This window comes from Gallaecimonas kandeliae, assembly GCF_030450055.1.
Lineage (GTDB): Bacteria > Pseudomonadota > Gammaproteobacteria > Enterobacterales > Gallaecimonadaceae > Gallaecimonas > Gallaecimonas kandeliae.
In genome coordinates, this window is sequence record NZ_CP118480.1 from 3,037,501 (window position 1) to 3,059,780 (window position 22,280).

General features: G+C 59.8%; 22 protein-coding genes (1 of these 22 running past the window's edge). 4 read left to right on the top strand and 18 right to left on the bottom strand.

Features of this window, described 5'->3' with window-relative positions; genetic code table 11:
* On the top strand, positions 1–172 hold the 3' end of the coding sequence (locus PVT67_RS14940) for a DUF4124 domain-containing protein (protein ID WP_301494913.1). The gene continues 266 nt to the left of window position 1, outside the view; 172 of the gene's 438 nt are visible here — the last part of the coding sequence; the start codon falls outside the window, past its left edge; the stop codon is at positions 170–172.
* Positions 173–204: 32 nt separating this feature from the next.
* On the opposite strand, the gene clpB is transcribed toward PVT67_RS14940, so the two are convergent.
* The 3 genes from clpB to rluD are packed head-to-tail and all read right to left on the bottom strand — an operon-like array spanning position 205 to position 4,522.
* The gene (clpB, locus tag PVT67_RS14945; RefSeq protein ID WP_301494915.1) at positions 205–2,778 is read right to left on the bottom strand and encodes an ATP-dependent chaperone ClpB; all 2,574 of its coding nucleotides are present in this window, start codon (positions 2,776–2,778) and stop codon (positions 205–207) included.
* 60 nt (positions 2,779–2,838) lie between these two features.
* Positions 2,839–3,567, bottom strand: a complete 729-nt coding sequence (gene pgeF / locus PVT67_RS14950) for a peptidoglycan editing factor PgeF (RefSeq protein ID WP_301494918.1) — start codon at positions 3,565–3,567, stop codon at positions 2,839–2,841.
* Positions 3,557–4,522 (bottom strand): 23S rRNA pseudouridine(1911/1915/1917) synthase RluD, encoded by a 966-nt coding sequence (rluD, locus tag PVT67_RS14955; RefSeq protein WP_301494920.1) that lies wholly within the window; start codon positions 4,520–4,522, stop codon positions 3,557–3,559. Before rluD ends, pgeF begins: the two co-directional genes overlap by 11 nt.
* 126 nt (positions 4,523–4,648) lie before the next feature.
* On the opposite strand from rluD, the gene PVT67_RS14960 reads away from it, so the two are divergent.
* On the top strand, positions 4,649–5,410 hold the full coding sequence (locus PVT67_RS14960; RefSeq protein WP_301494922.1) for an outer membrane protein assembly factor BamD: 762 nt from the start codon (positions 4,649–4,651) through the stop codon (positions 5,408–5,410).
* A 34-nt stretch (positions 5,411–5,444) separates the two neighbouring features.
* Here the strand turns inward: PVT67_RS14960 and glnB are convergent, their stop codons facing one another.
* The 5 genes from glnB to PVT67_RS14985 are packed head-to-tail and all read right to left on the bottom strand — an operon-like array spanning position 5,445 to position 10,202.
* Complete coding sequence (glnB, locus tag PVT67_RS14965; RefSeq protein WP_301494925.1) at positions 5,445–5,783, bottom strand: nitrogen regulatory protein P-II; 339 nt, start codon at positions 5,781–5,783, stop codon at positions 5,445–5,447.
* Between the two features lie 55 nt (positions 5,784–5,838).
* The gene (locus PVT67_RS14970; protein WP_301494927.1) at positions 5,839–7,914 is read right to left on the bottom strand and encodes a type IV pilus modification PilV family protein; all 2,076 of its coding nucleotides are present in this window, start codon (positions 7,912–7,914) and stop codon (positions 5,839–5,841) included.
* Positions 7,914–9,032 (bottom strand): pilus assembly PilX family protein, encoded by a 1,119-nt coding sequence (locus PVT67_RS14975; protein WP_301494929.1) that lies wholly within the window; start codon positions 9,030–9,032, stop codon positions 7,914–7,916. Before PVT67_RS14975 ends, PVT67_RS14970 begins: the two co-directional genes overlap by 1 nt.
* Positions 9,019–9,666, bottom strand: a complete 648-nt coding sequence (locus PVT67_RS14980; protein ID WP_301494931.1) for a prepilin-type N-terminal cleavage/methylation domain-containing protein — start codon at positions 9,664–9,666, stop codon at positions 9,019–9,021. Before PVT67_RS14980 ends, PVT67_RS14975 begins: the two co-directional genes overlap by 14 nt.
* Positions 9,660–10,202 (bottom strand): GspH/FimT family pseudopilin, encoded by a 543-nt coding sequence (locus tag PVT67_RS14985; protein ID WP_301494933.1) that lies wholly within the window; start codon positions 10,200–10,202, stop codon positions 9,660–9,662. Before PVT67_RS14985 ends, PVT67_RS14980 begins: the two co-directional genes overlap by 7 nt.
* Before the next feature lie 134 nt (positions 10,203–10,336).
* Here PVT67_RS14985 and PVT67_RS14990 point away from each other — a divergent pair, with 134 nt between their 5' ends.
* Together PVT67_RS14990 and PVT67_RS14995 are read left to right on the top strand one after the other, a co-directional pair.
* The gene (locus tag PVT67_RS14990) at positions 10,337–10,678 is read left to right on the top strand and encodes a type IV pilin protein (RefSeq protein ID WP_301494935.1); all 342 of its coding nucleotides are present in this window, start codon (positions 10,337–10,339) and stop codon (positions 10,676–10,678) included.
* 82 nt (positions 10,679–10,760) lie between these two features.
* The gene (locus PVT67_RS14995) at positions 10,761–11,270 is read left to right on the top strand and encodes a GspH/FimT family pseudopilin (RefSeq protein WP_301499718.1); all 510 of its coding nucleotides are present in this window, start codon (positions 10,761–10,763) and stop codon (positions 11,268–11,270) included.
* Here PVT67_RS14995 and PVT67_RS15000 read toward each other — a convergent pair.
* From PVT67_RS15000 to ileS, 10 genes are all read right to left on the bottom strand, one after another.
* Complete coding sequence (locus PVT67_RS15000) at positions 11,267–11,554, bottom strand: TapY2 family type IVa secretion system protein (protein WP_301494937.1); 288 nt, start codon at positions 11,552–11,554, stop codon at positions 11,267–11,269. The genes PVT67_RS14995 and PVT67_RS15000 overlap by 4 nt on opposite strands.
* Positions 11,541–11,957: a type IV pilin protein gene (locus PVT67_RS15005; protein ID WP_301494939.1), complete on the bottom strand. Its 417-nt coding sequence runs from the start codon at positions 11,955–11,957 to the stop codon at positions 11,541–11,543. Before PVT67_RS15005 ends, PVT67_RS15000 begins: the two co-directional genes overlap by 14 nt.
* On the bottom strand, positions 11,954–15,478 hold the full coding sequence (locus PVT67_RS15010) for a pilus assembly protein (RefSeq protein WP_301494941.1): 3,525 nt from the start codon (positions 15,476–15,478) through the stop codon (positions 11,954–11,956). The genes PVT67_RS15005 and PVT67_RS15010 overlap by 4 nt, the downstream gene beginning before the upstream one ends.
* 4 nt (positions 15,479–15,482) lie before the next feature.
* Positions 15,483–15,947, bottom strand: a complete 465-nt coding sequence (locus tag PVT67_RS15015; protein WP_301494943.1) for a PilX N-terminal domain-containing pilus assembly protein — start codon at positions 15,945–15,947, stop codon at positions 15,483–15,485.
* Positions 15,948–15,959: 12 nt separating this feature from the next.
* Positions 15,960–16,955 (bottom strand): PilW family protein, encoded by a 996-nt coding sequence (locus PVT67_RS15020; RefSeq protein ID WP_301494945.1) that lies wholly within the window; start codon positions 16,953–16,955, stop codon positions 15,960–15,962.
* A complete protein-coding gene (gene pilV, locus PVT67_RS15025) occupies positions 16,955–17,488 on the bottom strand; it encodes a type IV pilus modification protein PilV (protein WP_301494948.1) in 534 nt (177 codons plus the stop codon). The genes PVT67_RS15020 and pilV overlap by 1 nt, the downstream gene beginning before the upstream one ends.
* Before the next feature lie 125 nt (positions 17,489–17,613).
* Positions 17,614–18,543 carry a 4-hydroxy-3-methylbut-2-enyl diphosphate reductase gene (gene ispH / locus PVT67_RS15030; RefSeq protein WP_301494951.1) on the bottom strand — a complete coding sequence of 310 codons (930 nt, stop codon included), beginning with the start codon at positions 18,541–18,543 and terminating at the stop codon, positions 17,614–17,616.
* Positions 18,543–18,977, bottom strand: coding sequence for an FKBP-type peptidyl-prolyl cis-trans isomerase (gene fkpB / locus PVT67_RS15035; RefSeq protein WP_301494953.1), 435 nt, complete (start codon positions 18,975–18,977; stop codon positions 18,543–18,545). The genes ispH and fkpB overlap by 1 nt, the downstream gene beginning before the upstream one ends.
* Complete coding sequence (gene lspA, locus PVT67_RS15040) at positions 18,974–19,453, bottom strand: signal peptidase II (RefSeq protein ID WP_301494955.1); 480 nt, start codon at positions 19,451–19,453, stop codon at positions 18,974–18,976. The genes fkpB and lspA overlap by 4 nt, the downstream gene beginning before the upstream one ends.
* Positions 19,450–22,278 carry an isoleucine--tRNA ligase gene (gene ileS, locus PVT67_RS15045; RefSeq protein WP_301494957.1) on the bottom strand — a complete coding sequence of 943 codons (2,829 nt, stop codon included), beginning with the start codon at positions 22,276–22,278 and terminating at the stop codon, positions 19,450–19,452. The genes lspA and ileS overlap by 4 nt, the downstream gene beginning before the upstream one ends.
* Between the last annotated feature and the right edge of the window lie 2 nt (positions 22,279–22,280).

Consider the following 22,280-nt stretch of genomic DNA (forward strand, 5'->3'; position numbering starts at 1 on the left):
TCAGCTAAAAGAAGCCTGTGACAGGGCCAGGGAAAACCTCAAGACCCTGACCACCTTCGATAGAGTCAGGATGGTGGATGAGAAAGGGGAGTACCACCTGCTATCCGACGAGGACAAAGCCGCACAGGTGAAGCAGTACCAGCAGCAGATAAAGGATGCCTGCAAACAGTAAAGAGAAGCCGACCCCAGTGGTCGGCTTCTTCGTTATTGGCTGATGCTGAGCTCTCCAGCGTCAGCATCCACCTTGATAAGCTTGTCAGGTAGCAGTTCCCCTTTGAGGATCTGGTTGGCCAGGGGGTTCTCCAGCCGGTTTTGGATGGCTCTCTTCAGAGGTCTTGCCCCAAACAGGGGATCGAAACCCGCTTCCGCCAGCAGATCCAGGGCCGCATCGGTCAGGGCCAGTTGGTAATCCCGCTCGGCCAGGCGCTGCTTGAGGCTGGCCAACTGGATATCGGCTATCTGACGGATAACCTGGTTGCTCAAGGGGTGGAAGACCACGGTTTCGTCGATGCGGTTGATGAACTCCGGGCGGAAATGGTGCGCCACCACGTCCATCACCATGGCCTTCATCACCTCATAGTCTTCCTTGCCCGCATGCTCCTGAATGCGATCCGAGCCCAGGTTGGACGTCATGATCACCACGGTGTTGCGGAAATCGACGGTGCGCCCCTGGCTGTCGGTCAAACGGCCATCGTCCAGCACCTGCAGCAGTATGTTGAAGACATCCGGGTGGGCCTTTTCCACTTCGTCCAACAGGATCACCGAGTAGGGATGGCGACGCACCGCCTCGGTCAGGTAACCCCCCTCTTCATAGCCGACATAACCAGGAGGGGCCCCAACCAATCGGGAAACGGCATGTTTTTCCATGAACTCGGACATGTCGAGGCGCACCATGGCTTCCTCGGTATCGAACAGGAACTGTGCCAAGGCTTTGCACAGCTCGGTCTTACCGACACCGGTGGGCCCCAAGAACAGGAAGGAACCTATGGGACGGCGGGGATCAGAGAGCCCTGCCCTGCTGCGGCGGATGGCATTGGCCACGGCACTGACAGCTTCTTCCTGGCCCACCACCCGCTTATGGAGGTTGTCCTCCATCTGCAGCAGCTTTTCCCGCTCGCCTTCCAGCATCTTGGCCACGGGGATGCCGGTCCAGCGCGACACCACCTCCGCTATCTCGCCATCCGTGACCTTGTGCTTGAGCAGTTTCATCTCCTGCATCTCGGCGGCGGCAGCCAGGTCCAACTGCTTTTCCAGTTCCGGTATGCGGCCGTACTGGAGTTCGGACATGCGTTCGTAGTTGGCGGCGCGCCGAGCGATCTCCAGCTCCTGGCGGGCTTCTTCCAACTGCGCCTTGATCTGCTGGGTGCCCGAAAGCGCGGCTTTCTCCGCCTTCCAGACCTCTTCCAGTTCCTCGAAGCGGGCGTCCAGATCCGCCAGTTCCTCTTCCAGCAGGTTCAGGCGCTTCTTGGAGGCTTCGTCGGGTTCCTTGGTGAGCGCCTGGCGCTCCAACTTCAGCTGGATCATGCGCCTTTCCAGGCGATCCAGTTCTTCCGGTTTGGAATCGATCTGCATGCGGATGCTGGAGGCAGCCTCGTCGATAAGGTCGATGGCCTTGTCGGGCAGCTGCCGGTCACTGATGTAACGATGAGACAAGGTGGCCGCCGCCACTATGGCCGGATCGGTGATCTCGACGCTGTGGTGCAGTTCATAACGCTCCTTGAGGCCGCGCAGTATCGCGATGGTGTCCTCGACGCTGGGCTCTTCCACCATCACTTTCTGGAAGCGGCGCTCCAAAGCCGCGTCTTTCTCTATGTACTGGCGGTATTCATCCAGGGTGGTGGCGCCGACACAGTGCAACTCGCCGCGGGCCAGGGCGGGTTTGAGCATGTTGCCGGCGTCCATGGCGCCATCGGCCTTACCGGCCCCGACCATGGTATGTAGCTCGTCGATGAAGAGGATTATCTGCCCTTCTTCCTTGGCCAGCTCGTTGAGCAGCGCCTTGAGGCGCTCTTCGAACTCGCCCCGGTACTTGGCGCCGGCCAGCAGGGCCCCCAAGTCCAGTGACAGCACTCGCTTGCTCTTGAGACCCTCAGGCACTTCGCCATTGATGATGCGCTGGGCCAGGCCTTCGACTATGGCGGTCTTGCCGACGCCAGGTTCGCCGATCAAGACAGGGTTGTTCTTGGTACGGCGTTGCAATACTTGGATGGTACGGCGGATCTCTTCATCGCGCCCGATGACGGGATCCAGCTTGCCCTGCTCTGCTCGCTCAGTGAGGTCTATGGTGTAACGTTCCAGAGCCTGACGGGTATCCTCGGCATTGGGATCGTCCACCTTCTGGCCGCCCCTCAGCAACTCGATGGACTGCTCCACCTTGGGCTTGGTCAAGTTGTGTTTGCGCAGCAATTCACCCAATTCACCCTGGTCATCCAAGGCTGCCAGGATAAAGAGCTCGGAGGAAATGAACTTGTCCTTGCGCTTCTGGGCCAGCTTGTCGCAGAGGTTAAGGAGGTTGGCCAGGGCGCGGGAGACTTGGACCTCACCACCTGTTCCTTCAACCTGCGGGAAGCGCTCCAGGATCTGCCCCAGCTCGGAACGGAAGCGGTTGAAGTCCACCTTGTTCTGGGAGAACAGTGGCTTGACCACGCTGCTGTCCTGATTGAGCAGCGCCATCATCAGGTGGGCGGGCTCGATGAACTGGTTGTCACGGCCCAGAGCCAGTGACTGCGCATCGGACAAAGCCAGCTGAAATTTACTGGTAAAGCGTTCGGGGTGCATCTGGGCCTCCTAAATTGTTCAGATGCCTTTTATGTGGGAGCTTAGCCCCGAACTTTCAAGTCAGGTGTTGCGCAAGATCATGAAAGCCATGCGACCGGTCTGGCCGTCTCGGCGGTAAGAGAAGAATCGCTCCGCCTCTGCAAAGGTACAGGCAGGATCTTTATATATGGCAGTGACACCGAGGCGCTTGAGGCGGTTTGCTGCCAATTGCTGAAGATCGGCCAGGTATTTCCCCCCGGCCTTTGGCTGGAAAGCCGCACCATCGGACTCGACCTGGCTTAAGAAAGCCTCCCTGACCTCGGGGCCCACCTCGAAGGCATTGGGGCCTATACAAGGGCCCAACCAGGCAATGAGCTCTGTTGCAGGGACGCCCATAGCGGCCACTGTGGCCTCCAAGACCCCGCCGGCCAGGCCTCGCCAACCGGCGTGGGCGGCACCAACCACAGCGCCGTCCTTGCTGGCAAAAAGCGCCGGCAGGCAATCTGCGGTCATGATAGCCAACGGCTGGCCCGGGATGCGGGTCACGGCGGCATCGGCGCCATCCAGAACAGGGCCTGGCAAAAGCTGTACCTGGTCACCATGAATCTGATTCAGCCAGGCAGGCTCTTGGCCAATGCCTATATCTAGGGACAACAAGGCCCTGTTGTAATGGACCCGGGAAGGGACATCACCGACATGCAGCCCCAGGTTGAAGCCTTGGTATGGCCCCTGGCTGACGCCGCCCAACCTGTCGGTATAGAAGGCGGCAACCCCGGCAGGGAAGACGCCTTCGATGGCATTAACCGCCATGACGCGCCATGTCGTCGCGCAGCAGGTCGTAAAGCCCCAGCATGTCGTCAGGGATGGGGGCTTCCCAGCACATCTCCTCGCCGGTGACCGGGTGCTCCAAGATCAGCTTGGCGGCATGGAGGGCCTGACGTGGGAACTGGCGCAGGATCTCCTGGGTGTCGGGATCAGCCCCCTTGAGCAGGCGGCTGCGGCCGCCGTAGAGAGGATCCCCTACTAAGGGGTGGCCGATATGGGCCATATGCACCCTGATCTGGTGGGTACGGCCCGACTCCAGGCGCAGGCGCAGGCGGGTATGGAGACGAAACTTCTCCGCTACCCGGTAATGGGTGACGGCCGGCTTACCGTCGCGAACCACCGCCATGTGGGTACGTTTGGTGGGGTGGCGGCCTATGGGGGCATCGACAGTGCCGCCGGCCGTCATCACCCCTATGGCCAGGGCCTCGTATTCACGGGTGATGTCCCTGGCCTGCAGCTTTTCCACCAAATGTGTCTGGGCTGCCAGTGTCTTGGCCACCACCATCAAACCTGTGGTGTCCTTGTCCAGACGATGCACTATGCCGGCCCGGGGCACTATGGCTATCTCGGGGCAGTGGTGCAACAGGGCATTGAGCAGGGTGCCATCGGCATTACCGGCACCGGGGTGAACCACCAGGCCGGCAGCCTTGTTGATCACCAGTATGTGCTCATCTTCATAGACGATATCGAGGTCGATGGCCTCGGCCTTGAAGCGCTCGTCGGCTTCCACTTCGGCTTGGACTTCAATGGCCTCCATGCCCATCAGCTTCTGCCTGGGCTTGTCGACCACTTGGCCATCCACTGTGACATGGCCCGCTAAAATCCACTCTTTCAGCCTGGATCGGGAATGGTCGGGGAACAAATCAGCCAAAACCTGATCCAAGCGTTGGCCAAGGTGTTCGACACCCGCCTTGGCCGATAACTCAATCACTTCACGCATAGAAGACTCGTTGTCGCCCCTGTGACAAGACAGGGTACTGGGTTAGAATGCGCCAAAAGACATAGTTTACTCCCCTTTGGCACTGAACACAGTGGCTTCGAATCAAGGTACGGGAAAGAACCACGAATGATGACAAAAAAAGGACGCTGCCTCACCCTGCTTTTGGCCCTGGGCCTGACCCTCGGCGGCTGCGCAAGTAGCAGCAAGGAAGAGAAGGCGATGCAAAACTCGCCGCAGAAGAGTTTCGAACAGGCCCAGACTGCCCTGACCCAAGGCAACTACAAGAAAGCCACAGAGCTGCTGGAAGGCCTGGACTCCCGCTACCCCTTCGGCCCCTACTCGCATCAGGTCCAACTGGACATGATGTATGCCTACTACAAGCAAGGGGACTACGCCTCAGCCATTTCCACTATCGACCGTTTCACCAAGCTGAACCCCCAGCATACCGACCTGGACTATGCCTACTACATGCGTGGCCTGAACCACATGGCCATGGACAGCAACTTCTTCCAGGAACTGCTGTGGGTGGACAGGACCGACAAGGATCCTTCCAGCTCCCGCCAGGCGTTTGAAGATTTTGCCAACTTGATCAAGCGCTTCCCCAACTCCAAGTATGCGGCCGACGCTAGCCAGCGCATGGTGTTCCTGAAGAACCGCCTGGCCAACTACGAGTTGGCAGTGGCCCGCTACTACGTCAAGCGCAAAGCCTGGGTTGCCGCAGCCAACAGGGCCCAGACAGTGGTGGACAATTACGAGGGAACCAAGGCCCAGGAGAAGGCCCTTGAGTTGCTGGTCGACTGTTACGACAAGTTGGGCATAGATGAACTCAAGGCCCATGCCCTGGCGGTGCTTAAGGAAAATTACCCGGACAGCGCCCTGGTGCAATGACAAAAAAAGCGGCCTGATGGCCGCTTTTTTTATTTCAGATGGCTTCTTCGTTTTCTTCGCCGGTGCGGATGCGTATCACGCGCTGCACATCGGTGACGAAGATCTTGCCATCGCCAATCTTGCCTGTCTGGGCCGTCTGCATGATGGCGTCGATGCAACGCTCGAGATCTTCATCCTGCACTATGAGTTCCAACTTCACCTTGGGCAGGAAGTCCACCATGTACTCGGCCCCCCGGTACAGCTCGGTATGGCCCTTCTGGCGCCCGAAGCCTTTGACCTCACTGACCGTCATACCGTTGACCCCTACCTCCGCCAGTGCCTCCCTGACGTCGTCCAGCTTGAAGGGTTTGATGATGGCCTCAATTTTCTTCATGTCCGTTGACCGCAGCTCTCGTTATCGATGGCGCCTAGCATAACGTCGCCGTCCTTCAGGGGGCAACATAGCCACAACCAGAGGTCGGTGCAGACAAGGTGCTGGCCTGCATCAAGACGCAACCATCAGATGGAACGGTGGTGGCCGTGATACCGCTGACAGTGACCGACACCCCGGTAACCGGGTAGTAGACGAAGGTGGTGCCACCGGAGCCTGAATAGCTGAAACTCAAGGTACCGGACCAACCATCGGGGAAACCGGAGCAGTTGTAGGTCGGGGTACCAGCACCGCCAGGCGATGTCACGACGCAACTGATGCTGCTATCCACGGTGGCGTCGGACTTGGTTACCGTGATGGTCGTGCTCTCCACGGTATTGCTGCTGCAGGCTGCGCCGTTCTTGGTCAGGCAGTTCAGGTTTCCGGTGACTGCAGCACCGCTTCCGGTGACAGTGATGGCAAGGCTGTCCTCCAAATACTGGTTGCCATCGTCTTTATCCGTGGGCAGCGAGCCCGTAACACCGGTGTTACCCAGGCGGGCCCTGACCGCTACTGAGCCGCTGGCACCACTGGAGACAGTCAACAGGCCTCGGCTGTAGGTACCGTAATAATCGCTTGAGGGGTCCGGGTCCAGGGTCTTGATGGCCTCGCTGGAGACGCTCAGGCCAGTGCTGCCGGCTCCCACCTGCCAGTCGGCAAGGAGGGTCAGGTTGACGTCATAAAAGGGCACCAGGGCCGGCCATTGGCTGTCGCCTCCGTTGATCAACGCCTGGACCCGGGCCAAGTCGTCCACATCCAGGTGATCCAGATAAATCCCCCTCGCCATCAGTTGGGTCGCACCTGTGTTATCGATCTTGAGTGCCTCGGAGGGGGAAGATATGTCCCGCAGGGCGCTCTTGTCGGCGGCAGTGGTGCCCATGATGGCGTCCTTGACCTTGGCCAAAACGTAGGCTCGGTACGCCGCCTGGTTGGCACTTTCATCCAGCCAATCTTTTCGCATCAGGATGATGTCGATGAGGCGCCAGTCCTGCATGACCCTGTAATAACCGTCCACCCGCAGCAGGCGACAGGCCTCCAGATAGTCGGCTCCCGCCGATTGTGCTTTCGTGAAATTCACGGTATCCAGGCCGCCGGCATCGGTGAAAGTGTTATAGCTGCTGTTGTCAAAAAGAAAGTGCTCATGGGGGGTGGTGGCCCGATCAGGATCGAAGAGCGGATAGCTGGTATCACTGCTGTCGAAGTGGTCATTGCAACACATGGTGCAGTAACTGGCGGCATTGTTGCTGGAAGGAGAGCCTGTCTGTTTATCCAGCAATGAACCGTCTTTCACCACCACCTGATATTCGTTGACCTCTCCGCTGTCGTTAAAGTCCGGCTTGGACAGGAAAGGCGTATAGCCTTGGCCCGTGGTCGCATCCAGGCTGCATTGACAGTTGATGGTGGCAAAATCCTCCCGGATAAGGGTGGTCTTGTCCGGTTTGTAGGTGACGGTGTCAAACTTCACCAGGGTGCTGTTGCCCTGCTTGATGATGTCGGGAACAGGCTTGCTGCTTTCCCTCTTGATGCCGTCACCGCCCGTGTTGAGATCCAGGGCAATGACGTCAGGGGCCTGGCCAGGGGTGTAGCTGACCACTGGACCATCAGTGGATACTATAGGATCCAGGCCTTTCTTCTGATCCGCAGTGGAGTTTGAAGAAATGGAGCCGTTAAGGGTAACGGTGTCGGTGCCGTCGGGGCTGGTCCAACTGACGGTGATGGCGACAAGTTTCTGATCTGAATATGGCGCCCCCGCGGGGGCCGTGGTGGACCAGCTCCCCGTACTGTCGTCGTAATAGAGATCGTTGACGTTCCAGTTACGGCTGTAGGCCTGGCCACTGACGGTAACGCTGTCGCTGCCGGTAACGATATCCACGTAGTTGGAAGTGCCCCCTATGGCATCATCGAAATCCCTGAAGGACTCCATCTTGGCCTTGGCCAGCTCCATTGCCACGTTGCGATAGAGGCTCTCATTGCTGGAGCGCAACAGGGTTTTCTGGAGCACCATCATGCCGGTGACCCCAATACCGATAACGGCGATGGCCACCATCACTTCGATCAGGCCAAAGCCCAGCCATCTTTTAGAAAAGGCTTTCATTACCAGTCCCTCCAACTGCCGGGAAGCCGCCATACGCGCTTGATCTTTTGAAACGGGTTCCCCCCGCCGGTGCCCAACTCTTCAGAGCGCACACCAAAGGTACCGCTGGTGATATCCACATCATGGTTGGCGATGATGCTGCCATCGACCTCGGCCGTACCGTTGGCTTTGAACTTGGTACTGACTGACGGTGCCGTATGGAAGCTGAAGACAACGCCATGGAAGGAGTAGCTTGCATTCATGGTCAAATCGCCGTCCACCACCAGAAGCAGCACGGGAGCGCTTTCGCTGCCCAAGCTGGCCTTGAGGTCGCAGTTTCCCTCGATGATGATAAGACCTGCCTCGCTGCCGGTCAGGGAAGAGCAGTCGTTGAAGATGTAGTTGGCATCACTCTCAAGATCCCGCCAGTTGCTGCTGTCGATGCCGAAAGTAAAGGCAAAGAGATCGGAAGGGAAACTGGGGTCGTTATCCACTATATCGATACCTGGGCTGTCCTTCCCGGAATAGACGGCGCTGGAGCAGTTCCCCCCACTGAATTCCTGCTGGCCGCAGGTCATGACATTACCTGACAGATCAACAGGCGTGCTCATCCAGATGGATACCGGTACCCCCCGGCCACCGCCGTTAGGGTTGGCTGCCACGCTAAAGGAGCCGCCCACCGTCATGCTGCCCCCCACCGTCAGCGGTGCTGAGGGGCCGGTCTTGACCACGGGTGTCACCACCAGGGTCTGGCGATGGGTCTCGGTGGTGGAGCCATCCTGGGAGGTGCCGGTGGAGGATACCCTGGCGACGGAATAGATCACCGCCTGGCCTGATGAGTTGGTAAAAGCCACAGCATCTTCAACCGAGGTGGTGGTGAAGGTGGTCTGGGCCCCCGCTACCTGGGCGTTGGTCAAGGTGAAGCTCAAACTACCTTGCGGGTTTTTGTGGATCTGGGAAACCGCATACTCGAGGCCGCTCTCCGCGGCCTCGAAAGCCTGCTCATGCCTGACTTCGTTGAGTTGGATACGGTTCTCCGTCACCTTGTTGCGCGTCGTAAAGACGGCAACGGAAATGGCCATGATCATGACCAACAGGGTGACGGTGAGGGTGACAAAACCGCGTTCAGATGTCGTCATTGCGCAGCCTCACTTCCTGGGTCAGCGACATCTTCAAATCCGGCGAAGTGCCATTGGTGCCGCTGATGGCGATATCGATGGATCGGATCCCGGTACCTGATGCACCCGACACATAGGTAAATGTGAGGTCTGTTACCGTCAGGTCAGAAGCCCAGGACAGGGATTCACGGGTGTAGGTGCCATCACAGCTGGGGGTTCCTGTCCAACTGGTAATGAAATAGATAGTGCCGTTATCGAACACATAACCCCTGACCTCATTGGTATCGCTGGAATCGAAGACGCCATCGTCGTTGGCGTCCATACGGGCGATGATGCAATGTCCGTCGGCCGAGAGGTCTCTGCTGGGCTTGAAGGTAAAGGGGCAATTGGTTTCATAGTTGCTGGTACAAGCCGCCTTACCGAAAGCATCGGTGGCCGCCGAGGTATAACCGGACCGTCTGACGTCAGAGGCGATCATGTTGGCGATGGCGTTGAGGTCACTACGCAGTACCGTCATTCGGGTCGACACCGAGCTGGCCCCCACAGTGGCAGAAAAGAGGGTAGTCGCCGCCAGTATCACCACCAGCCCCAGCCCCATGGACACCATCAATTCAATAAGGGTCATGCCTCGCTGGCGGTCTCTTCCGGTCAACATGATGAACAGACTCCGTTGGTCTGGGGACAAGTCCGCACCCGGCCAAGGCGAGAGACGATAACGCAATAACCTGTGCTTTCACCCTTGGGAGTAATACTGAAGTGGCCGTTGTTGCTACCACCTGACAAATTGACTACGCCGCGATTCCGGGCCTGCAGCACAAGGATGTTGTCATCAAAAGTGGAGGTGACATTGACCAAGTCAAAGTCGTCGTCTTTGACCGCCCTGGTCAGGTTGCTGGCAGAAAAGGTGCATTGCCCAGAACTGGCCCCACTGTCCAGAGCCGCACAGTCACAATCATTGCCACTGGTGATGGTCCTGGAGGTAACACCAGCACACCAGCCATTGGTGGAAGAAAGGAAAAAACGAATATTCTGGTTAAGCCGGACAGACTCGCTCTGCCCCAACAGGACCTGGGTACGTATGGCCTCCGCCGCCTGATAGAGCTGCCTTTCCTTGATGACACTCTTGAAAGAAGGAACAGCGATACCTGCCAGTATGCTTACCAGCGCCACTGTCACCATCAACTCAAGCAAGGTATAACCCCTTTGTTTTAATGAGCCCAGCACCGCTCGTCCCCCGGTTGTGGCCTATAGTTTTGGTCTGAGTATAGTCAAGCCTCCAAGGGGACCTGATGAAAGAAATGCGCGGTGTGACCTTGCTAGAACTTATGATAGTCATCGCAATACTGGCGATACTGGTGACCATCGCCTACCCCAGCTACCAGCACTATGTATTGCAGAGCCGCAGGAGCGATGCCGAGGGGGATTTGCTGAAGCTGCAACTGTCCCAGGAAAGCTACAGGATCAAGCACAATACCTTTGCTTCATCCCTCTCCGACCTGGGGGGAGTGAGCAACAGCTATTACAACTTTGCCATCAGCAATGTCACCGCCAGCACCTATACCTTCACCGCCACCGCTACCGGCTCCCAAACCAGCGATACTGGCTGCACCAGCCTGACCTTGGATCACAACGACAATAAAACCCCGGCAAGCTGCTGGAATAACTGAGGAATGCCCCATCTTTTGTTAGCATGGGATAGCCATAATCCAATAAAGAGAGGCACTCATGAGGGAAAGAGGGTTTACCTTGGTGGAACTGATGGTCACCTTGGCGGTAGCCGCCATACTGATCACCATCAGTTATCCGTCGTTAACACGTTTTTTCAAAGATAACAGCCTGAGCACCCAAGCCAGCGAGATCCAATCTCTGCTGGTAACGGCGCGTCATCATGCGCTCAATTATCAGCTGCCAGTGGTCGTTTGCCCTCTTACGAGTGGCAAATGCGGCTCGAACTGGCAGGGGCAGTTGAGCGTCTTTGTCGACAGCAATGGCAACGGCGACCAGGACAGCGGTGAAGAAGTGCTGGCAACACTGGAGGCTTCTTCGGCACAGCGGGTCTTTAGCCAGAACAGTGTCCGTTATGCCGCAGACGGCATACTGGCCTCTTCAGCCGGGACAATAGTGCTTTGTGATGGGAACGACGCCAGCCTTTACAGTGGCGTCATAGTAGAGGCTTCAGGGCGTAGCCGGGTCGCCGAGGACAGCGACCATGATGGAACTAAGGAAGACCGAAACGGCAACGCCCTGAAGTGCAATTAGCGGGGCTGTTGCTGTTCCAATTTGCGGGCGGCAGCGCTGGAAAAAGCGCTGTCGGCCGCCACACATTCGTGGACCTTGGTCACCATGGGCTCCCCCTTAAGGTGCAACCGGGTGTAAGGAAGGCTGTAGGCCAGGTTTTTGGCCTTCTCCTGGTCCAGGACAAAGTGAACTATGGCGGGCTTGGCACCGCCCATTTCCAGGAAACACTTGTACTCGACATTCTTTGCCAGGGCCCCCGCGGCCAGGAAAAGGGCCAGTATCGGCCAAGAGTTACCAACACGCATCGCTAACCCCTCCACTGCTGTCTTTGGCCGCTTTATGGCCAGTCTCATCGATAGAAAGCACGGCGCAACTGCCGTCCTTTTGTTGCTGACCGCTTGACGCCGTAGCGGTCAGTGTCAAGGTATCACGGGCAGCGGAAGCCGATATGGTGAAGGTCCCTTTGGCCACTGTGTAGCTGCTGGCACTGCCCCCGACTTTGGTGAGGTCGGCGGTATAGGTACGGTGATCGAGTCTGTACTGTTCCTCAATGCCGGCCAGACGCATCAGTTCTGTCAGGGCCTCGGACCTGTTCCCCTTGGCCAGGTAGCTGGTGTAGGCCGGGTAGGCGATAGCGGCGAGGATGGCGACCACAGCTACGGTCACCATCAACTCGATCAGGGTAAAGCCTCTATTGGCGGACTTCATTTTTCACTCACGTAGTAGTAGATACGGTCGGCATTCATGGACACGTTGATCGGCAACGTTGGCTTGCTCGCACCGTCACTGCCGCCGGTACTCACCCTGCCAACACCGATGATACGGATCACGCTGTTGCCTTTTTCGTCCTGGCCGGCATGGACCACTGGCGTATCGGGCAACTTGCCAGGGATCTCCACTACACCCCAACTGTAGGCATTGAAGCCATGATGCAGGTCCAGGGCATAGAGACGACCCATGCCAGGGATCAGGCAGCTGTTTGCATCGGCAGGCACATCACCGGGAGGTGTAAAGGTGGTGAAATAGGCGATGCCGTCAATGACCAGGGGTGCCGCCAGGGATTTCTCACCGCTGTGGGTCAGGTTGAAGAACCACCCCTCGGCACTGCCCAGTGCCAACTCCTGGGTCTGGCGCTCGGCGTCCGTCATGCTGCTGCTGAACGGCTGACCGCTCATGTCATAGAGGTTTCCAAGACCAATGGCCGTTGGGGTGGTATCAGCCGTCACCGAGTGCGTCACTATATTGGTATCCCGCAGCATGAACAGCTTATCGGAGACGTCTGTACTCAGGGGCGATGGCCGCTTGCCCGTGCCCAGCAAGACGGCGTCGAAGGGCAACGGCTGGGTGGTCACCTGCTGGGTGGTGCTGCCATCGGGATTGGTCACGGTAGCGGTAACCGTCTGAGTGTACTGGGTTTGCACTATGGTCGGCGCTTCATAGAAGCGGCGATCGGTGGCGGTAGCGTTGGTGCCGCCCAGGCTGGCGAACCGGTAGACGGTCCAGGGGTCGCTGCCGCCAAAGGGCGTGGCCGAAGGCATGTCCACCCGCCAGATGTTACCAGCCGTGTCGCTGGCATAGAGCCTATCCACCAGGCCGTCGGCATCGCTGTCCAGGGTGCCAATCTTGTTGGGGAAGGACGCCTTGAAATCCACATGCAGGTTGCTGCCGCCGGTAGCGGCCGGGGTGGCACTCCACACCAGGGCGCCGGTATGGGCATCGATGATGTAGATCCCCCTGCCCATGGTGGCGGTGCTGGCATCGGCACTGTCGGTGCTGGCGTCGTAACCAGCACCGAAGATGAGCACTGGGCCGGTATGGCCCGGGATATGGGCCACGACAGGGGTAGACCAGGTCTGGCCCAACTCGCTCATGCCAGGGCTGTTGTTGTCGATACGCCACAGGAAACTGGGGCTGTCTGGGCTGCTGATATCCAAGCCATAGTAGGCCCGGCCGCCACGGCGTTGGCCGATGAAGGTCCAGACCTTGTCACCGTTGGCAGGCTCCACTATGCCGTTGTCGTTGTTGTCCAGCAGGTAGGCAACCGGGGAGCCGTCCATGGAGTAGATCTTGGCAGCCCCATTGGTATTGAGGCGGAGCTGATAAGCCTTGGGCAGCTCTTGATAGGGGAAGAAGGCCCAATCCTCTTTGGCTGTGCTGTCCAGGTCCTGGAACATGTGCAGGGCCCCTTGGTTGGTGCCCACCAACAGCCGGACGTCATGGGCGCCGTTGGCGCCGCCATAGTTGATGGCCAAGGGCTTGGAGTGCAGAGGGTCGCCCATCAGGTCGGCGCGGATGTCGGTGGTACTGCCATCCAGATCGTCGTCATCCACATCCTCGCCGTACAGCCAGTCCAAGGTATTGACTATTTCCTCTTTCGGGGTGCTGAGGGCGGTAGCCAGCGCGTCATCACTGGCCACTATGCTGTTCAGGGTCGCCTTGGTCAGGGGCTTGAGGCTGCCGTTGGCATTGGTCAGCAGGGTGCGGGTGCCGGCCTGGGCCTGGGTCACCAGATACTGGTTTACACCGCCGGCGCGCGTGTTGTTACCGTCCTGTACCGAACTCCAGTAGGTCTTGGCGCTGTCGCTAATGTCCCCCGAGTCGGTAATGGCCGACAGGCCGTTGACGTCGACGATATCGTCGTTGTTGGTCACCCGTAACTTCTTGATGTTACCAATCCAACGCGGGCCGGCCGAGGGCAGGAACATGGCGTAGTAGATGGAATCCAGGGAGCGGGTCCGGTCGAAGTTATTGGCCGCTATGGACGGCGAGGTAAAGGCCGAGGTCTTGGTGGATACCTCTGCCAACACCTTCTGCAGGGCGCCCGCCAGATCCGAGGCCTTCTTGGCCGAGAAGTACTGGCCGCCGCCGCGTTTGGCCGTTTCCTGCAATATCGGCTCGGCGTTATCCCCTGCATCCAGGGCAAAGCCGATGGTGTACATGTCGATGGTCTGGGTGCCGGCCAGGTTGGGGTTCAGATCCTGGGTGTGCATCCAACCCGCCAGAGCCGGCAGCATGGTGGTGGTGGTTGTGCCATCTGCAGCGGTGGAGGTGTAGGCACTGCCGATATTGGGCAGGGCCTTGATGGCAGTGTCGGCCGCCGCATCACGAGTTGGCTCGCCGTCGGTGATCAGCACCACGTAGATCTTTTCCTGGCAGGTGGTAAAGGGCGACACATAGTTGCCGTTACCGTCTTCCGCCGTAGGATCCTTAGCGGGCTTCATACTGCCGCCGCGGTTGCCGAAAATGACGCTCTGGCCGCTCAGGTAGCGCATCACTTCATAAGTGGTCTCGCACAGGGGCGTCCAGGTCTCGGCGTTGAGGCTGTTGACCTGGTTTATGAAGTCCACCATGTTGTCGCGCTTCTTGATGGCCTGCACCACCCGGCCGCCGGAGTCGTACCAGTCACTGTTGTAGTTGAAGACAGTCAGGCCGAAATCCACACCGGGGGCGGTATTGACGATGTCTGAAACGGCCTCCTTGGCCACCTCCAGGCGTGACTTGGGGCCGTCCAGCCAGCCGGCCTGGATCTGGGCCAGGTAACGCAGGTAATTGGCGGTAAAAAGAGTGAAGCCGTTGCGGTTCTGGTAGAAGTTCCAGAAATCGCTGTCGCCGTAGACGCGGTTATTGCTGATGTAGAAATTGGTGGTGTAAGGGTCACCGTTCTTGGACGGGTTGTAAGCGGGCCAACCGGCGTTGTAGCCAGCAGCGTTGGTCTGGTCGCCGTTCATGAAGTCGTCCAGGCAGTCAACCACCGGCTTGTTGCCCAGGCCCGAGTTGTCCGGCAAAGGCAGCCATTGGCCTGACCGACCCTGGTACTGCACATACTTCACGACGCCGGAGTAACGGCCTACCGTCTTCAGGGGATCCAGGCTGGCGGAGCAGCCGTCCTCGATGTAATTGAAGCGGCGCTTCTTGGCCTCAAAGTCGGCCAGGGGCGGCGCCGTTAGGCCATCCGGCAACTCGGCGTTGGGGATGTAATAGATGATGTCGTCCTGGTACTGGTGCGCCGCATCCACAGGGGCGTAGACCGTGGACGGATTGTATTCGTCATAGGCGCTGTCCAACTGAGTGGACATGGAGCCGGAGTTGTCGAAGATGACCATCAGCTGTGGGCGATAACCGGCCGAGCCGCCGTTACGCAACACATAGAGGTCGATGTCCTCCGCCGATGTCGGCGGCGCCGCCAAGACAGGCAGCAGAAAGGCGAGTATAAAGGTGAACTTTTTCATGCACTCAGCTCCCTGTCGGCGCTATCAAGGGTTGGGAAATACCGTTGGTTGTTTCCACTTTGGCCAGGTTACGCCGGCCGAAGGCGACGTCGGCACTGTCGTGGAAGTGACGGCAGACAAAGGTGTCGGTACCGGTGCCCTTCTCGCTGCGGGGGCAGCTTGACTCTCCGTCGAAGTGCACAGTAGCTTGGCGAGCGTTGCCGTCCTCATCTTTGAGGCTGGTATCGATGGTCAGGCCGCTACTGTAACTGCTGGCGTCGCTGAGAAAGGCCCTGTTGGTGTCCGCATTCATCAGCACATCATCCAACACACCGTTGGCGGCCTGCAGGGCCTCGGTCCGGTCGCTGGCGGCACCAGCCATCTTGGCGTCCATGGCGCTGTTGGAGAGCAGCGCCACCCCGAGGATGGTGATGATCAGGAGAAAGATCAGTGCCACGAACAGCACCAGTCCCCTTTGATTGCTTCTCATAAAGGCCCCCTCCTACAGACTGAGCTGCTGATACTGCGGGTTAGGCAGGTTAACCGTGGTCTGCAACAGCAGGCGCCGGTAATGATCGTTGGGCAGGTAAGCCGCCTGATCCCCAAGCTGATAGCTGATGCTGCCGCTGTAGTCCTTGTCTTCGGTCAGGGTCCTGACCAGCACATAGAGCCTGGCCGACACCACCCTTTGCCCAGAAGATCCTATCCAATCCGCATCCGTCACCGATTCGGCGCCGGAATAGAAATTCGCCATGCCGTCCTTGTCGGTGTCGATGCCGTACATGACGTGGAAACGCTCCACCCCTTCCACCAGGGTCTCGTCCGCCATGTGCGCACCAGTCCCGTCCACCGTCAGGTAACGGCGCTTGAGCACCGGCACCGTCAGGCTGCCTCTGGTCTCGTTGGCGATGTAATAGACGTGGTGCAGGTAAGGCCAGTACTGGCCTTCGTTGATGGCGGCTGGAAACTGGCCGGCCGTGGTGCCGGGCCAGAATTCCGCCTTGTTGCTGTTCATCAGCAGGTAGAGCCTATCGGTGCGCCAGGTAGCGGCGGTGGCGGCGGGCCCAGCCAGACGTTTGACCTGCAGAATGTCGGTGCCATTCACGGCGTCGGTGAGGCAAGCCATGATGCCGGTAGCGGCAATGCCGCCCCAGAGCATCTGGAAGCTGCCGGCCGGGGCCGTATTGCGGGGCAGAGAACCGTTGTTGATCCCCCCTCCCAGGCAGTCGGATGCGACTGCCACGCCATTGAGGTCGGTGTTAAGCCCCACTAACAAAGGCGTGCCCGTCATCAGTCCAAGGAGGTTGGCCTGGCGCAGGTCGTCGCCCATCATCCGCAGCGCGAAACTGGCGTTTTCCTGCAGTTCTCCCACTTGCTCGGTAGAACGCACCCCGCGCTTGGACGCTACGAAAACGGATGAGATGGCGGCGGCCATGATCAGACCCAAGGTCATGGCCACCATCAATTCGATAAGGGAAAAACCTTGCTGCCTGTTCATCACCACACCACGCTCTTGACCTGTACCTGGCGGCGCCTGTTGGACGCTGTTCCACAATTGCCGTCGATAGAGCCATCCGAGCTGGCTTGGACCCCATCCCAGGACAGGGTCACAGTGATCAGGTTAGCCGCCACTGAAACGCAACCGACGGCATTTTCCAGCACCGGCAGGTTACTGCCGGCTTCCTTGGTCCTTGCCCCCAACAGCTCCTGGTTCCATTGATAGCGATCCCAGGCCGCCAGGGCAGCGCTGCTACAGGTGCTGGCACGGCTGCAGCTGCTGGCAGAGGCCACTGTCTGGCCGGAACCCAGGGTGCCGGCATAGGCGGTCAGGCCAAGGGCGTTGCCCCTGGCCCGCTCTATGTAATCGTTGGCAAGGAAGGTCGCCTGGGTCTTTTCCAGGGCGCCGAAGCTGCCGCGTTTTGCGGCCAGCTGCATGGCCACGGCTCCCAGAATGCCAAAGCTGAGCACCACCAGGGCGACCAGGACTTCCAGCAGGGAGAAACCACGAGAATGACGATAGCTTGTGGACACGGCATTTCCCTCAGGCAGTGGCGTTTTAACAGAAACTTAATAAGCCGAGGGTGGAATGTAGCAAAAACGCGGCAAAAGGATGAACGGCATTTAAACCCGACGTCCCTGCCGGGTTGCTTAGTTTTTCAGCGCAATTCGGCTGGCACTGCAAAAACAATGTTTTCTTCCCTGCCCTGGGTCTCTACGACGTCCTGGCCGCCCCAAGTCTTCAGTTTTTCAATCACTTGCTGAACCAGTATCTCGGGGGCAGAGGCGCCGGCGGTCACCCCTACAGCCGTTACCCCTTCCAGCCAGCTGACGTCGATATCCTCGGCCGTATCGATAAGGAAGGCACGGGCGCCCACCTTCTCGGCCAGTTCACGCAAGCGATTGGAATTAGAGGAATTCTTGGCACCCACCACCAGCACCAGCTGGGCCTGGTGGGCCAGGGCCCGCACCGCATCCTGGCGGTTCTGGGTGGCATAGCAGATGTCGTCCTTGCGGGGGCCTTCGATCTCAGGGAAGCGGGCCCGCAAAGCGTCTATGACATCGGAGGTGTCATCGACCGACAATGTGGTCTGGGTCACGAAACAAAGGTTGCCCGGATCCTTCACCGCAAGGCGCTGCACATCCTCGGGGGACTCCACCAGGTAGATGCCGCCTTCACTGCTGTGGTACTGGCCCATGGTGCCTTCCACCTCGGGGTGGCCGGCATGGCCGATGAGGATGGTCTCCAGGCCTTTCTTCGAGGCCCTCGCCACTTCCATATGCACCTTGGTCACCAGCGGGCAGGTGGCATCGAAAACACGCAGGCCGCGTTCCTTGGCCTCGTTGCGCACCGCCTGGGAGACGCCGTGGGCGCTGAAGATGACGATGGCGTCATCCGGCACCTCATCCAGTTCGTCCACGAAGACGGCACCGCGGTCGCGCAAGGAGCCCACCACGTACTTGTTGTGCACCACTTCATGGCGCACATAGATAGGGGCGCCGAACAGCTCCAGAGCCCGCTCCACTATGCTGATGGCGCGGTCCACGCCGGCACAGAAGCCGCGGGGATTGGCGAGGAGGATCTGCATCAGTCTCTTACCTCGATGATCTCCACCTCGAAGGTCAGGGTCTGACCCGCCAGGGGGTGGTTGAAGTCGACGGTGACAGAGTCACCGGCCACGGCGCGGATGATGCCGGGGATTTCGCTGCCGTTGGGCTGCTCGAACAGCATTACGGCGCCCTCTTCCGGCAGCTCGTCGGCGAACTTGGCCCTGTCCACATGGTAGATGTTGTCCGGGTTGGGCTCACCGAAGGCGTCCTGGGGCTCCAGCACGAAGCTCTTCTGCTCACCTGAGCTGAGGCCCAGCAGGCATTTCTCGAAATTATCGGTGAGGCTGCCGTCGCCCATGCGGAATTTGGCGGGCTTGCCGTTGACCTTGGTACTGTCGGCGGCGCTGCCGTCGCTGAGCTTGATGGTGAAGTGCATCACGACTTCACTGCTTGCACTGATAGGGTTGCTCATCTTGCCTTGTCTTCTTTACGAAAGGAGGCCAGCACCAGCAGGGCGGCGCCGACGCAGATGGCGGAGTCCGCCACGTTGAAAGCCGGCCAGCTCCAGTGGCCCAGGTGGAAGTCCAGGAAATCCACGACATAACCGTGCACCATGCGGTCGTAGAGGTTGCCGAGGGCCCCGCCGATGATGAGGGCCGAGCCGCCGGCCTGCAGCTTGTCACCGGCGGGCAGGCGACGCATCCACCACAGCAGCCCCAGGCTGACCCCCACCGCCAAGGCGGTGAAGAACCAGCGCTGCCAGCCGCCGGCGTCGCTCAGGAAGCTGAAGGCGGCGCCGTAGTTGCGCACATAGGTGAAGCTGAAGAAACCGGTCAGCACCTTGCGCTCGTAGAGGGCAAAGGCGTCCAACACCGCATATTTGGTCGCCAGGTCGACGGCGATCACCACCGCCGTCAACCACAGCCAGCGCAGGCCGGAGGCCATCATACGAAGAACCTCTGCTCGCCTTCGCCGTCCACGTTGGTCACGCAGCGGATGCAGATACCGGGATGCTCGGGGTTCTGGCCCACATCCAGGCGGTGGTGCCAGCAGCGCTCGCACTTATCACCCTCAGCCTTCTCCACCAGCACGGCAAAGTCCTTGATTTCGCTGCTCTGCCAGGCCGCCTCGTTGGTGCCCACCACCAGCTTGGCGCCGGAGGTCAGCAGCGCAAAGCGCAGTTCCTCACCCAGGCTGGCCAGGCGTTCCTTGAGCTCCTCACCGCAGTAGAGGGTGACGCTGGCGTCCAGGGGGCCACCGATCTGGCCGTCCTTACGGGCCAGTTCCAGGGCCTTGTTCACCTCGTCACGCACGGCCAGCAGCTCCAGCCAGAATTCGTCGCCCAGTTCGGCGATATCGTCCAGCTCGGCCAGGCCCTCGAACCATTCGGCGGTGAACACGAAGCGGTCACGCTGGCCCGGCATGGCTTCCCAGATCTCCTGGGCGGTGAAGCTCAGCACCGGCGCCATCCAGCGCACCAGTCCTTCACAGATGAGGTAGAGGGCGCTCTGGCAGGAACGGCGGGCGTTGCTGTCGGTCTTGGCGGTGTACTGGCGGTCCTTGATCACATCCAGGTAGAAGCTGCCCAGCTCGATAGAGCAGAAATGCATCAGCTTCTGGTAGACCAGGTGGAACTGGTAGTCGCCGTAGGCTTGGGTGATTTCCTTTTGCAGCTTGGCGGCGCGGCTCACCATCCAGCGGTCCAGGGCCACCATCTGGTCCAGGGCCACCAGATCGGTTTCGGGGTTGAAACCGCTCATGTTGGCCAGCAGGAAACGGCCGGTGTTGCGGATGCGGCGGTAGGCATCGGCGGCACGCTTGATGATCTCGTCGGAGACCGTCATCTCTGCCGTGTAGTTGGTGGATGCCACCCAGAGGCGCAGTATGTCGGCGCCCAGGGTATCCATCACCTTCTGGGGCGCCACCACGTTGCCGAGGGACTTGGACATCTTGCGGCCCTGGGCGTCGACGGTGAAGCCGTGGGTCAGCAGCGCCTTGTAGGGGGCATGGCCGTCGATGGCGGCACCGGTCAGCAGGGAAGAATGGAACCAGCCGCGGTGCTGGTCTGAGCCTTCCAGATAGAGATCGGCGATGGGGCCACTCTTATGGCCCAGCGGGTGGGAGCCACGCAGCACGTGCCAGTGGGTGGTGCCGGAGTCGAACCAGACATCCAGGGTGTCGGCGATCTTGTCGTACTGGTCGGCTTCCGCCCCCAGCAGCTCGGCGGCATCCAGCTTGAACCAGGCGTCGATACCCTCTTTTTCCACGCGCTTGGCCACTGCTTCCATCAGCCCCAGGGTGTTGGGGTGCAGCTCGCCGGTGGCCTTGTGCAGGAAGAAGGGAATGGGCACGCCCCAGTTGCGCTGACGGGAGATACACCAGTCGGGACGGCCGGCGATCATGTTGTGCAGGCGCGGCTTGCCCCAGGCAGGCACGAACTGGGTGTCTTCGACGGCGGCCAGGGCCGTCTCACGCAGCGTCTTGCCGTCGGTGCCCTTGTGATCCATGCCCACGAACCACTGGGCGGTGGCGCGGTAGATGACCGGGGTCTTGTGGCGCCAGCAGTGCATGTAGCTGTGCTGGATGCGCTTGTGGTCCAGCAGGTTGCCGGACTCACGCAGCTTCTCGACGATCTTGGGGTTGGCGTCCCAGATCTTGAGGCCGCCGAAATACGGCAGGTCGTCCACGTAGACGCCGTCACCCTGTACCGGGTTGAGGATGTCGTCGTTGGTCATGCCGTAGCGCTTGCAGCTGTGGAAGTCGTCCTCACCGTAGGCCGGGGCCGAGTGGACTATGCCGGTACCGGCGTCCATTTCCACGTAGTCGGCCAGGAACACCGGCGACAGGCGGTCGAAGAAGGGGTGGCGGAAGCGGATCAGCTCCAGCTTCTCACCGGTGGTGGTGGCGAACACCTTGCCTTCCAGACCGAAGCGCTGCAGGCAGGATTCGACCAGTTCGGAGGCCAGCACCAGGTAGCGCTCACCGGTATCCACCAGGGCGTACTGGTGCTCGGGATGCACGTTCAGGGCCTGGTTGGCTGGGATAGTCCAGGGGGTGGTGGTCCAGATGACGATGGCGGCCGGCTTGTCGAGGCCGGGCAGGTCGAAGGCGGCGGCCAGCTTGTCCGCGTCTTCCACCGGGAAGGCCACGTCTATGGTGTCGGATTTCTTGTCCTGGTACTCCACCTCGGCCTCGGCCAAGGCAGAGCCGCAATCGAAACACCAGTTGACGGGCTTGAGGCCCTTGAAGACGTAGCCAGCTTCCACCATCTTGGCCAGGGCGCGGATCTCACCGGCCTCGTTGGCGAAGTTCATGGTGAGGTAGGGGTTGTCCCATTCACCGAAGACGCCCAGGCGCTTGAAGCCGGCCTTCTGCCCTTCGACCTGCTCGGCGGCATAGGCGCGGGACAGCTCGCGGGTCTTCTCGCCACCCAGCTGTTTGCCATGCAGCGTCTCGATCTTGTGTTCTATGGGCAGGCCGTGGCAGTCCCAGCCCGGCACATAGGGGGCGTCGAAGCCGGCCAGGGTCTTGGACTTGACGATGAAGTCCTTGAGGATCTTGTTGACGGCGTGGCCCAGGTGGATGTCACCGTTGGCGTAGGGAGGGCCGTCGTGCAGGATGAACTGATCCCGCCCTTCGCGCGCCTTGCGAATTTCCCCATAAATGTCGGCGGCCTCCCAGTTCTTCAGCATTTCGGGCTCGCGCTGGGCCAGGTTGCCGCGCATGGGGAAGGCCGTTTCCGGCAAGTTCAGGGTGGCTTTGTAGTCACGCATGT

Bases quoted from the DNA above. Each gene is read 5' to 3' on its own strand.
- clpB (WP_301494915.1), bottom strand. From the start codon at position 2,778: ATGCACCCCGAACGCTTTACCAGTAAATTTCAGCTGGCTTTGTCCGAT.
- pgeF (WP_301494918.1), bottom strand. From the start codon at position 3,567: ATGGCGGTTAATGCCATCGAAGGCGTCTTCCCTGCCGGGGTTGCCGCC.
- rluD (WP_301494920.1), bottom strand. From the start codon at position 4,522: ATGCGTGAAGTGATTGAGTTATCGGCCAAGGCGGGTGTCGAACACCTT.
- PVT67_RS14960 (WP_301494922.1), top strand. From the start codon at position 4,649: ATGATGACAAAAAAAGGACGCTGCCTCACCCTGCTTTTGGCCCTGGGC.
- glnB (WP_301494925.1), bottom strand. From the start codon at position 5,783: ATGAAGAAAATTGAGGCCATCATCAAACCCTTCAAGCTGGACGACGTC.
- PVT67_RS14970 (WP_301494927.1), bottom strand. From the start codon at position 7,914: ATGAAAGCCTTTTCTAAAAGATGGCTGGGCTTTGGCCTGATCGAAGTG.
- PVT67_RS14975 (WP_301494929.1), bottom strand. From the start codon at position 9,032: ATGACGACATCTGAACGCGGTTTTGTCACCCTCACCGTCACCCTGTTG.
- PVT67_RS14980 (WP_301494931.1), bottom strand. From the start codon at position 9,666: ATGTTGACCGGAAGAGACCGCCAGCGAGGCATGACCCTTATTGAATTG.
- PVT67_RS14990 (WP_301494935.1), top strand. From the start codon at position 10,337: ATGATAGTCATCGCAATACTGGCGATACTGGTGACCATCGCCTACCCC.
- PVT67_RS15000 (WP_301494937.1), bottom strand. From the start codon at position 11,554: ATGCGTGTTGGTAACTCTTGGCCGATACTGGCCCTTTTCCTGGCCGCG.
- PVT67_RS15005 (WP_301494939.1), bottom strand. From the start codon at position 11,957: ATGAAGTCCGCCAATAGAGGCTTTACCCTGATCGAGTTGATGGTGACC.
- PVT67_RS15010 (WP_301494941.1), bottom strand. From the start codon at position 15,478: ATGAAAAAGTTCACCTTTATACTCGCCTTTCTGCTGCCTGTCTTGGCG.
- PVT67_RS15015 (WP_301494943.1), bottom strand. From the start codon at position 15,947: ATGAGAAGCAATCAAAGGGGACTGGTGCTGTTCGTGGCACTGATCTTT.
- PVT67_RS15020 (WP_301494945.1), bottom strand. From the start codon at position 16,955: ATGAACAGGCAGCAAGGTTTTTCCCTTATCGAATTGATGGTGGCCATG.
- ispH (WP_301494951.1), bottom strand. From the start codon at position 18,543: ATGCAGATCCTCCTCGCCAATCCCCGCGGCTTCTGTGCCGGCGTGGAC.
- fkpB (WP_301494953.1), bottom strand. From the start codon at position 18,977: ATGAGCAACCCTATCAGTGCAAGCAGTGAAGTCGTGATGCACTTCACC.
- lspA (WP_301494955.1), bottom strand. From the start codon at position 19,453: ATGATGGCCTCCGGCCTGCGCTGGCTGTGGTTGACGGCGGTGGTGATC.
- ileS (WP_301494957.1), bottom strand. From the start codon at position 22,278: ATGCGTGACTACAAAGCCACCCTGAACTTGCCGGAAACGGCCTTCCCC.